This window comes from Kribbella sp. NPDC049584, from assembly GCF_040675555.1.
Lineage (GTDB): Bacteria > Actinomycetota > Actinomycetes > Propionibacteriales > Kribbellaceae > Kribbella.
Genome location: NZ_JBFAPF010000021.1, coordinates 4,647 through 13,512, shown reverse-complemented (window position 1 = coordinate 13,512; position 8,866 = coordinate 4,647). Strand labels below are relative to the sequence as shown.

General features: G+C 67.6%; 11 protein-coding genes. All 11 read right to left on the bottom strand.

All coding sequences use genetic code 11. The annotated features are described in order from the left end of the window. Positions 1 to 191: 191 nt before the first annotated feature. The 11 genes from AB0J62_RS40395 to AB0J62_RS40345 all read right to left on the bottom strand — a co-directional run bounded on the left by AB0J62_RS40395 (position 192) and on the right by AB0J62_RS40345 (position 8,771). On the bottom strand, positions 192 to 1,517 hold the full coding sequence (locus tag AB0J62_RS40395) for a site-specific integrase (RefSeq protein ID WP_363883182.1): 1,326 nt from the start codon (positions 1,515 to 1,517) through the stop codon (positions 192 to 194). 13 nt (positions 1,518 to 1,530) lie between these two features. Then, the gene (locus AB0J62_RS40390; protein WP_363883179.1) at positions 1,531 to 1,755 is read right to left on the bottom strand and encodes a helix-turn-helix domain-containing protein; all 225 of its coding nucleotides are present in this window, start codon (positions 1,753 to 1,755) and stop codon (positions 1,531 to 1,533) included. A gap of 88 nt (positions 1,756 to 1,843) precedes the next feature. After that, complete coding sequence (locus AB0J62_RS40385; RefSeq protein ID WP_363883176.1) at positions 1,844 to 2,935, bottom strand: AAA family ATPase; 1,092 nt, start codon at positions 2,933 to 2,935, stop codon at positions 1,844 to 1,846. Further along, positions 2,935 to 3,813 (bottom strand): bifunctional DNA primase/polymerase, encoded by an 879-nt coding sequence (locus tag AB0J62_RS40380; RefSeq protein ID WP_363883173.1) that lies wholly within the window; start codon positions 3,811 to 3,813, stop codon positions 2,935 to 2,937. Before AB0J62_RS40380 ends, AB0J62_RS40385 begins: the two co-directional genes overlap by 1 nt. A gap of 24 nt (positions 3,814 to 3,837) precedes the next feature. Further along, positions 3,838 to 4,209: an RRQRL motif-containing zinc-binding protein gene (locus tag AB0J62_RS40375; RefSeq protein WP_363883170.1), complete on the bottom strand. Its 372-nt coding sequence runs from the start codon at positions 4,207 to 4,209 to the stop codon at positions 3,838 to 3,840. Between the two features lie 50 nt (positions 4,210 to 4,259). Continuing rightward, complete coding sequence (locus tag AB0J62_RS40370) at positions 4,260 to 4,616, bottom strand: hypothetical protein (protein ID WP_363883167.1); 357 nt, start codon at positions 4,614 to 4,616, stop codon at positions 4,260 to 4,262. A gap of 200 nt (positions 4,617 to 4,816) precedes the next feature. Then, a complete protein-coding gene (locus tag AB0J62_RS40365; protein ID WP_363883165.1) occupies positions 4,817 to 7,036 on the bottom strand; it encodes a cell division protein FtsK in 2,220 nt (739 codons plus the stop codon). A gap of 1 nt (position 7,037) precedes the next feature. After that, entirely contained in the window at positions 7,038 to 7,925 is an 888-nt protein-coding gene (locus AB0J62_RS40360; protein WP_363883162.1) for an ABC transporter permease, read from the bottom strand. Continuing rightward, positions 7,925 to 8,293, bottom strand: coding sequence for a hypothetical protein (locus tag AB0J62_RS40355; protein ID WP_363883159.1), 369 nt, complete (start codon positions 8,291 to 8,293; stop codon positions 7,925 to 7,927). Before AB0J62_RS40355 ends, AB0J62_RS40360 begins: the two co-directional genes overlap by 1 nt. After that, a complete protein-coding gene (locus AB0J62_RS40350; protein WP_363883156.1) occupies positions 8,290 to 8,526 on the bottom strand; it encodes a hypothetical protein in 237 nt (78 codons plus the stop codon). The genes AB0J62_RS40355 and AB0J62_RS40350 overlap by 4 nt, the downstream gene beginning before the upstream one ends. Next, a complete protein-coding gene (locus tag AB0J62_RS40345) occupies positions 8,523 to 8,771 on the bottom strand; it encodes a DUF6284 family protein (protein ID WP_363883153.1) in 249 nt (82 codons plus the stop codon). The genes AB0J62_RS40350 and AB0J62_RS40345 overlap by 4 nt, the downstream gene beginning before the upstream one ends. Positions 8,772 to 8,866 lie beyond the last annotated feature (95 nt).

The following is an 8,866-nucleotide window of genomic DNA, read 5'->3' as shown; positions in this document are numbered from 1 at the left end:
CTTGGAAAGCGTGTTGGGGGCAACCCCTCACGAGTTCGAATCTCGTATCCTCCGCCAGTCTCCCGGAGTGAGAAACCGCAGGTCAGAGCGCGGTCTCGGACTCCATAGGCACGCACGAAAGAGGGGCCGGACGCTCAGCGTCCGGCCCCTCTTTCGTCCCAGGGTCTCAACGAAGGTCTCAACGACCCGTCTCAGGCGGGGACCAGCAGCCCTGCCGACCCGTCGTCGCCCCGTCCCTTCTTTCGCTTCTTGCGCTTCGACTTCTTCCCGGTCTTGCCCTTCGGCTCCGCCCAGATCAGACCACCGACCCGTTCGGCAATGTCCATACGAACCGGCGCCGTGATGTGCTGATACCGCTTGACCATCGATGATGACGACCAGCCCATCACATCCATCACGGCTCGCTCGGGAACACCGAGCAGGAGCAGGACGGTCGCAGCAGTGTGCCGGGCGTCGTGGAGTCGGCCCTCACGGATACCGGCGGCCGCGAGGATGTCCTTCCACTCCCGGAAGTCCATGTTCGGGCTGAGGGCTTCACCCGTCCGCTTCGCGAATACCCACCCCTCGTCCTTCCAGAGCTGGCGGGCCGTCACTCGTTCGGCGGCCTGTTCCTTCCAGTGCTGCCGAAGGATCTCAGTCAGCTCCGAGGGCAGTCCGATAGTGCGTCGTCCTGCGCGGGACTTCGTGGGTGAGGTCTGTGGCCGGGCGAGCTGTCGCCCAGCGCATCGTCCAGGGCTACGGCCACAGGAACCGTTGTCGCAGCCGTGCTTGTACTTCGGACGATTCAGGCTGCGCCGCACCCTAAGGACGCCTGCGTCTAGGTCGATGTCCGACCATTTCAGCCCCAGCGCTTCCCCCTGACGCAGCCCGAGGGCGAGCGCGATTGCCCATCGCACGTGGTTTCGACGTTTACCCGCCTCCGCGAGAATCGCCTTTATCTCTCCGACGGTGTACGGATCGACCTCGTCCTCTTCCTCCAGGTCCAGGCGCGGCGGATTCGCCTTCTCCGCCGGGTTATCGGCCGTCAGAGCGCCTCGCTTCGCAGCTTCCCCAAGAGCGGTCCGAATAGTTCGATGAGCCTGGTGGGCAGTCCCCGGCTTTGCTCCGTTGTCCTGCATCTTCGTGTAGAAGCGCTCTAGGTGCTCGGGCAGCAACTTGTTGAGCTTGTGCGCACCGAGCCCCGGAATGAGGTGCACCCGAACAGCAACCTCATAGGCGTCGTACGAGCCATCACGCAGGTTCGGCCGGACGATCGTCAGCCAGTGCGTGAGCCACTCAGCAACAGTCCACGTCTTCGTGCCTGTACGGCGCACCTTGCCGCTATCGCGCTGTTTCTCCAGCTCCGCAACACGCGCAACGACCTCGTCCTTATCCCTCCGCTTCACGTGCGGCCGATCGGGCGTTCCGTCGTCCTTGACGCCCATCGTGACGCGGCCGTGCCAGTAGCCATCTTTGCCGAGGTAGATGGTCGATCGGCCATCGGGATTCTTGTGGCGCTTCTCTTTGTCCTCGCTCACTGCGAATTCCTTCCTAGGCAGCCTGGTTCTCACGGGCGGCGGCCCGGAGACGGCCGATGTATTCGGTGATGCACTCCGCAGGAATGCGCCGGAGACGCCCGAGCGGGATCGATTCGAGTTCGCCGGACTTCAGCAGGGCAAAGAGAGTCGTCCGGCCGATGCCGAGCTGGTGTGCGGCCTGCTCCACCGTCAGCAGCAGCGGCCCTGCGGTGGGGATCGGGGCTTCGGTGATGCTCATGGGGAAGAGATCTCCTTCGGTCCAAACAGGTGGTTGTGGGACATCTGGGACAGGCCCGTGAGGCGGGTGTCCCAAGCGTTTGCGCAGGTCAGATGAGGTGCTGGGACTCTGGGACACCTGGGACAGTGCCGGTGTCGGGTGGGAAGTAGCGCCCGCCTTCCCGGCGGCGTAGTTGGCCGTCGTCGGCCATCCGTCCGACGGTCTTGCGGATGGACTCTCGCTCTTCTCCGAGCGCGTCGGAGATGGCCTTGGGAGTTGCTCCAGGCGACTGACGGAGATAGGCCAGGATCGAGGCGCGGGTGCGGTGCAACGTGTGATCGATCGCTGCACCGGCCAGCAGCTCCCACCTGCCTGTATTGGGGTCGAAACGCATAGCCCGCTCGGCTTCGTCCACGTCGCGGCCGGTGATGTGCAGTACGCCGTCTGCCTCGCCACGTGGCCGCTTGAGCGCCATGATCGTGTCTGCTGCACCGACGATTCCGTTGGTTCCGGACAGTTCAGCGGTGAAGTCGTCGGCGGCCATCTTGCGCAGGTGGTGCACGAGCACGACGGCAACGCCGTAGTTGTCCGCGATGCTCTTTGCGCGGCCCATTGCGGCGTAGTCGGCGTCGTACGGATTGACGCCGGAGGGGCTTGCACCGCGCATCTTGGCGAACACGTCAATGATGACCATGCGGGCGTTCGGCCTGCTGTCGAGCCAACCACGGATAGCGTCCGCGCCACCGGCGGGCAGGGTCGGAAACTCGGTCAGCAGCGTCAGCCCCGAGGGTGCCGGGTTGCCGCCCAGGATCTTGCCCATGCGGCTTTGCAGCCGACGCGGGGTGTCCTCCAGCGCGAGGTAGAGCACGTCGCCGGGGTCAACGGCGACCTCACCGAGCACCTTGACCCCGGCGGCGATGCCGAGAGCGAGACAGAGCGCTAGCCACGACTTGCCTGCCTTGGGCGCACCGGCCAGCAGCGAGAGCCCTTCAGGGATGAGACCGGGCACAGCCCAGCGCGGAGGCGCGAACTCTTCGGCCATCAGCCGATCTGCCGTCCAGGCGTTCGCGAACGGATCGACCTTCGGCGGCCGCACCGGTTCAGGCTCGGGCCGTTCCTCAAGTGGCGGCTGCCAGTCGGGATAGATCACCTCAGCCATCCGGTAGGTCTCCTCCGGATCGGGCTCCCACGCGGGTTCCATCACGCGGCCACCTGGCGGGGGCGCTTCGCCCCGGCCCGCAGCCCGGACGAGATCGTATTGTCCGCCTCCCACGCCGTGTACGCCCCGGCCACCACCTGTGCCGATGCGGCGTCGGTGAGGACCGCACGTACGTCGGGTTCCGCAATGGAGCCACCGGCAACCAACTGCCCGAGAGCTACAGCGGCCGTGTAGAGGACGTAGTTGCGCTTGCCCTCGTCAGCCGTCCGGACTCGTTCGGTCTCGGCCCGGATCGCTGCCTCCAGGTAGCCCGCCCGGCGACCGGCCCCGAGCTGGACAGGGGCGGCCTGCTGAACGGGCGCGGGTGCGGGCTTGAGCGCCTCTGTGAGCCACTGGGGAAGGGGAGCCGGGGCGATGTCAAACACGGTGCGGTAGCGGCGTCCTGAAGCCACCGAGACGGCCCCGACGACGTACCCGCCATGGGCGCGGGTGTCGATCAGCCAGCCGAGCCGAGCTTGAGTGTTGCGCAGCTCGATCCCAGCCGGGGCAGAGAAGTACAGGTGTTCGCCGCCCCTGCCGGTCAGCACGGTGTGGGTGTTCCAGGGGTACGCCTCCCCTACCGTGTCCGCGCGATCGGCCAGCACGTCAGCCCCGCAGGTGATCCCGGGCTTGCGCCACTCGTCCGGTGCCGTCTGGCCGGGCTTGGGCTGGTCCAGGTCGATCACGATCAGACTGGACGGACCGCAGGCGATGCCGACGCCGTACGGACCCGACGACCAGCAACGCTCGATCCGTGCCGTGTCGGTAGTGGCGCGGCGCTCCCAGTCCTCAACCGCCGGACGCTTGGTGTCCGGGACGAGCGGGAACACGTGCCAGCCTTGCGAAGCAGCAGTGAGGGCGGCGGTCAGCAGGTCGTTCATCGGTGGTTCCTCCTCCGAGATAGGTCAAGCGGCGTGCGGGTAGCTGGCAGCGTCGATGCAGTCGAGGCACCGGCCGTCTGAGGTCGGGATGCAGTAATCGGTGACGGCCTTGCAGAGTCCGCAGGTGCGGCGGGCCTGCATCGCCTTGTCCAGCGCGTTGAGCTGCAACGGCGACGGGACACGCGACGGCCGGGCGAGATCCAGCCGGTACAGCCACGCCCAGCGCTTGCCCTTGCGCCACACGAGCAGCGCATACGGCTCGTGACCGCCGGGGGACATGCGCATCGCCCGGAGCTGGCGGCGGGTAGCGAGTCCTGCGGGAGCCCACCGGAACTTGAACACCGGCGTTCCGTGGTAGTCCCAGCCGAGCGCCTGTTGCCCGTTCCACAGCTCCACCCAGCACGACCTAGCCGGGTGGAGGCTCAGCCCATCCAGTACGGCGCGCATCACTTGCCGCCCTTGCTGGTCGAGTTCTGCCCGGCGCCCCGGACCGCGCGCATGTGATTGATGACGTGCCGTCCGAGCCGGACTCGCAGCCCGGACCCCTCGCACTTCCCGCAGTGCCGGAATGCCTTCCCGAACGGGGACCTGAACTTGCCGACGCCCTTGCAGCGGCGGCACTTGCCGAACGGCCACACCAGGCAGGTGAGCAGGTAGAACGCGACGACGACGGTCACGATCAGTACGACCGTGGCGACCTGTCCAGCGGTGTGGACGGTGGCGGCGAGGGTAGCGGCAGCATCCGAGCTGTCGCTACCGTGGGTAGCGGCGGTCAGAGTGGCGGTAGCGGCGCGGGACAGCATGGAAAGCCTCCAACAGGCTGTTTTTGGGCGTGCGGGACCGTGGCCGCGACCCGCTACCTGCGGATATACGGCCTGGTCGGAGCTGGGTTGCGGGGTAGCGGGACGGGTAGCGCCAGCGCTACCGGTAGCGTCGGGGCCGCTACTTCATCCGTCCCGCACCCTCAGTGCAGTCGATTACTCTCTGTAGATGGACGCGTTGACTAGTTGGTCTTGTCGCGGCGGGCCATCGCGTCGCGGATGTCGGCGGCCTTGACGCCCTTGCGGGTGGCCCCGTCGCGCTTCACGTTCACCGACGGGACGCCCTGAGCGCGGGCCTGCGCGGAGATCGCCTCGGGCGTGGTGCCGTCGTACTGCTCCGGCATCCGCTCCCCCAGCCGTCCGGCGACCGTGTCCCAGTGCGCGGCGTTGTCCGCGTCCAGGACGGTCAGCAGGTCGGCCAGCACGTCGCGGGTCGCGCGTTCCATCTCCTCCCCGGCCGCCTCGCCCGTGAGAGTCCCCGCCTGCTCGCGATACTTGCGTGCGGCGGTCAGGATCTTGTCCGCGTCGGTCGCATCAGCCAGGAACGACCGCACGGTCGGGGTGTTGTCGGTGACGCCGTACAGGTAGCCCACGCCCCGGTACTCGTCCCCCACTGGCAGCGTGGAGGCGTCGAAGCCTTCCTGGTACGCGTCGCCGCCCAGGATTGCTTCGGACACGGTCCGGTTGCCGCACTTGAGCGCGAACCGGGCGGAGTGGTTGTCCCGGTAGCGGTTGAACAGTCGCGACACGTCCCCCGCGCCGACGCCAGACGGCTTCTGCGACGACGAGATCAGCACGACACCGGCGCTCGGTCCGACCGCCTGAATCCGCGACAGCTTGGCCGCGATCTCCTTGTTGACGTTCTGGTCCTCGGTCTCGAAGTAGACCTGGAACTCCTCCATCACCATCACCAGGACGCGCAGGTCCGGGTAGCGCGGGTCGCGGGCGAGTTCCTTGGTCAGCTTGCCGTCCGGGCACATCGTGACCGGCAGCGTGGTCAGGATCGAGTTCACGGTGTCGATGTGCTTCAGGACCTCGTCCAGGATCGCTTGCAGCCGCTCGACGGGGTTGTCGTCGTTTGGGTTCGGGTGCGTCCCGAACACCGTGCGGTGGGCGACCTTCTTGAAGCCCAGCCAGTCCGGAGAGTTCTTGCCGTCAGCAACGATGAGCTTCACGAACGGGTCCAGCGCCGCCCACAGTGCCACCAGCCGGGCAAAGAACGTCTTGCCCTTACGCGGCTGAGCACCGACAAGCAGTGAGTTCCACATCAGCAGCAGCGTGACCAGCGAGTCCCGCTCGTCCTTGCCCAGCTTGACCGGGTCCCAGATCGACCGGGGCTTGCAGTCCAGCATCTCCGTACGGCCTACCGCGACGGCCAGCGGGTCACGGTCGGACACGAACAGCATGTGCCGCCGCGAGCTGGACTTGTCGGGGCTCAGGAACACCTGATTGGTGTGCACGTCCAGGCCACTCGCGATCTTCTCGCGCGCGCCGACAACGTCGGACCAGCCCTTGCCGTACGGGAGATCCACGACCACCTGAGAACCGGTGTTGCGGGCGTCGCGGGACATGGGCGAGCCGAACCGGACCTCCTGGTCGGTCTTGTCGGGCTTGCCGAGACCGGCCGCGTAGTACGCCCGCAGCACGATGTCAGAGTTGAGCTTGCGGTATCGGGGTGCGACGACAGCGGTACCGAGTACGGTCTGACCTGCGGGTCGTCCGTAGTGCGCCAGTCCGGCGACCGCAGCCGCGCCTACGGCCGCGAGACCAGCGGCCGGTGCCGCGTTCCACGCGATCGGCAGGCCGATCAGCAGCCCGATGTTCTGCGCGGCGAGGACGAGACCGCGCCACATGCGGGTTGCCTTGAGCTGACGGTGGATCTTCTCCCACTCCTTCAGCTCTCCCGCGTCGGCAGCCTTCTGCTCCAGTTGCACCGAGTTCGGGACCCACCACCAGCGCATCTGCTTGCCGATCAGCCGCGACAAGCCACGCGCAGCGAACCAGCCAAACTTCGTTGCGTACCAAGGCGAACGGACCGCGTGGAACGCCGTCACGTGCCCGCTCCGAGCCAGAGCGCGCGTGGTGGTCGCGCGCAGGTTCTCCCGCCGCAGATGGGTCGGGATGATCGGCAGCCGCGCACCGTCGCTGACCGGGACCGGCAGACCAGGGGTGTCTACCGGAACGATGACCTTGCCCGTGGCCGGGTCATCGTCGGTGTCGTCCAACGCGATCTCGTAGGCGGTGTCCATCGACTCCACCTCGCCCGCCGACAGCGGCACCAGGACCCCGACCGTTTCCTCCGGGGCCTGCGCGGCCTCGGGTACGTCGTCGCGGCGGGCGCGGTCCACACGGTGGGCGTCGAGGTCGATCGGGTCGGGCAGGTTGTTCATGGGTTCGGTCATGTCACTGCTCCTGGTTCTGGGTGGGGCGGGTGTGGATCAGGTGGGCCAGCGCGGCACCCATGCCGAGCACGGCGACGGGCAGGCAGGCAACAGCGGTGGTGATCAGCCACGGGGCGCGGGAGACCCCAGCGGCCTCTAGCAGGTGGTAGGCGACCTGTCCCAGCGCACCGAGCGCGAGGGCCGCGAGAGCGGAGCGTTTGGCGAACCGGCGTGCCTTGGCTGGGACGCGGCCAGACAGCCACACGCGCAGCGCGAAGGCGGCGTAGGTCTCGACACCGATCGGGAGCGTGATTGCAGAGTTGATCGTGAAGCCGTCCGCGATGCCCGGCAGCGGGTGCACGACACCGAACCCGGTCAGCTCCCCGAGACCGACCCAGCCCGACCAGACCGCGACGAACGCGGGCAGCGCCAGCAGCAGCACCGGCCACGACCGAACCGGACGCATCTCATTCGACTCCTCGGAACCGGTCTCAGCACCGGCCTCCGGGGTCGCCTCGGCCGCCGGGGAGATGTCCTCCGCAGTGTCCGGGTAGGCGGCCGCGGGCACCAGTTCGGCCGGGAACACCTCAGCGTCGGAAACCGGGTCCGTCGGCTCCGTGACCTGCGGAAACTCCTGCGCGTTGTCAGCGGTGGCCGTGTCGGCCGCCGCGGTGTCGGTGGTGGTCTCGTTCGGGTTCGGCACCGAGTGGAGCCGGGTCTCCGGACGGTCGTCAGTGCGGTCGTCGGTGAGGGCGGCGTGTACGGCCTTGGCCTTATCCTTGCCGATCCGCAGGTGCTTCATGAGCCGGTTCTGCGACGGGATCTCGCCCAGCTCGTCCGCGAGACGACGGGCGTCCGGGATCAGGTCCTCCACCGGCACCGGGTACGACGTACGAAGCGGCGTGCTCATCACTCGTCCTCCTTGTCCAGGTAGAAGCCCTGCAAGGCGATAGCGGCCTGAGCCGCGCTCACTCGTTCGGCGGCGGCGCGGGCGTGGCCCGAGGTCCGCTCAAGGGCGTCCGCAGCCATGGCCACGCTCTCGGCGGGGTCGCGGGCGTCGTCGTACACGTCGAAGTCGAGCAGCGACCGATCCAGCCCGGTCGCGATCTGGCCAGCGAGCTTGGCAACTGCGTCCTGCATCTGGCTGAGCGAACCCAGCAGCGCATAGGCGACCGGGGCCGGGACCGTCGCGGCGATCGTGGCGTGGTTCAGGAACCGGATCGCCTCGTAGGCAACGTCAGCCGACTTGATCATCTGGTCCGTGCGTTCGGGGTTCATCGCGGCTGACCTCCCGTCAGGTGGCTTGCGACCCAGCCGCCCGCGTGGGGCAGGGTGTCGGTGGTGTGCATGACGTGGTCGCCGTGCCAGACGATCCACGCCGTTCCCAACGCCGTACGAGGCGAGACAACCTGTACGAGGTCGTAGCCCGCGAGCTTCCACCAGCCCAAATCGACCCGTACGAGATCCGACACCGGCAGTTCGGCAGCCTGCTCGGTCATCAGCGCGGTCATGCCACAACCTCCGTCTCCGGAGCGCGGTCGGCCAGCTCCCGGCCGATATCCAGGACCCTGCGCTCAGCGCGCCGGACGCGGCGCGTCTCCAACTCCGACGCGTGCGGCCCGGCGTTGATGAACGCGATCTCGGCGTTCAACAGGTCCAGCTCTGCCGCGATCAACGGCCACTCGTTCTCGATGGTGGTCAAGTCGGCGGCGGACGGTTCCTCGCCGCTGACGGCTGACAGGTGGATGATGCTCATGGGTTGCGCTCCTCTTAAGACGACTAGTGCGACCTGGACGCCTCGGCGGTTGCCTCCGCCGGGGCGTCGCTTCTCGAAATCGCTTTCAAGCTGAA

Bases quoted from the DNA above. Each gene is read 5' to 3' on its own strand.
- AB0J62_RS40380 (WP_363883173.1), bottom strand. From the start codon at position 3,813: ATGAACGACCTGCTGACCGCCGCCCTCACTGCTGCTTCGCAAGGCTGG.
- AB0J62_RS40385 (WP_363883176.1), bottom strand. From the start codon at position 2,935: ATGGAACCCGCGTGGGAGCCCGATCCGGAGGAGACCTACCGGATGGCT.
- AB0J62_RS40345 (WP_363883153.1), bottom strand. From the start codon at position 8,771: ATGAGCATCATCCACCTGTCAGCCGTCAGCGGCGAGGAACCGTCCGCC.
- AB0J62_RS40365 (WP_363883165.1), bottom strand. From the start codon at position 7,036: ATGACCGAACCCATGAACAACCTGCCCGACCCGATCGACCTCGACGCC.
- AB0J62_RS40360 (WP_363883162.1), bottom strand. From the start codon at position 7,925: ATGAGCACGCCGCTTCGTACGTCGTACCCGGTGCCGGTGGAGGACCTG.
- AB0J62_RS40390 (WP_363883179.1), bottom strand. From the start codon at position 1,755: ATGAGCATCACCGAAGCCCCGATCCCCACCGCAGGGCCGCTGCTGCTG.
- AB0J62_RS40355 (WP_363883159.1), bottom strand. From the start codon at position 8,293: ATGAACCCCGAACGCACGGACCAGATGATCAAGTCGGCTGACGTTGCC.
- AB0J62_RS40370 (WP_363883167.1), bottom strand. From the start codon at position 4,616: ATGCTGTCCCGCGCCGCTACCGCCACTCTGACCGCCGCTACCCACGGT.
- AB0J62_RS40350 (WP_363883156.1), bottom strand. From the start codon at position 8,526: ATGACCGCGCTGATGACCGAGCAGGCTGCCGAACTGCCGGTGTCGGAT.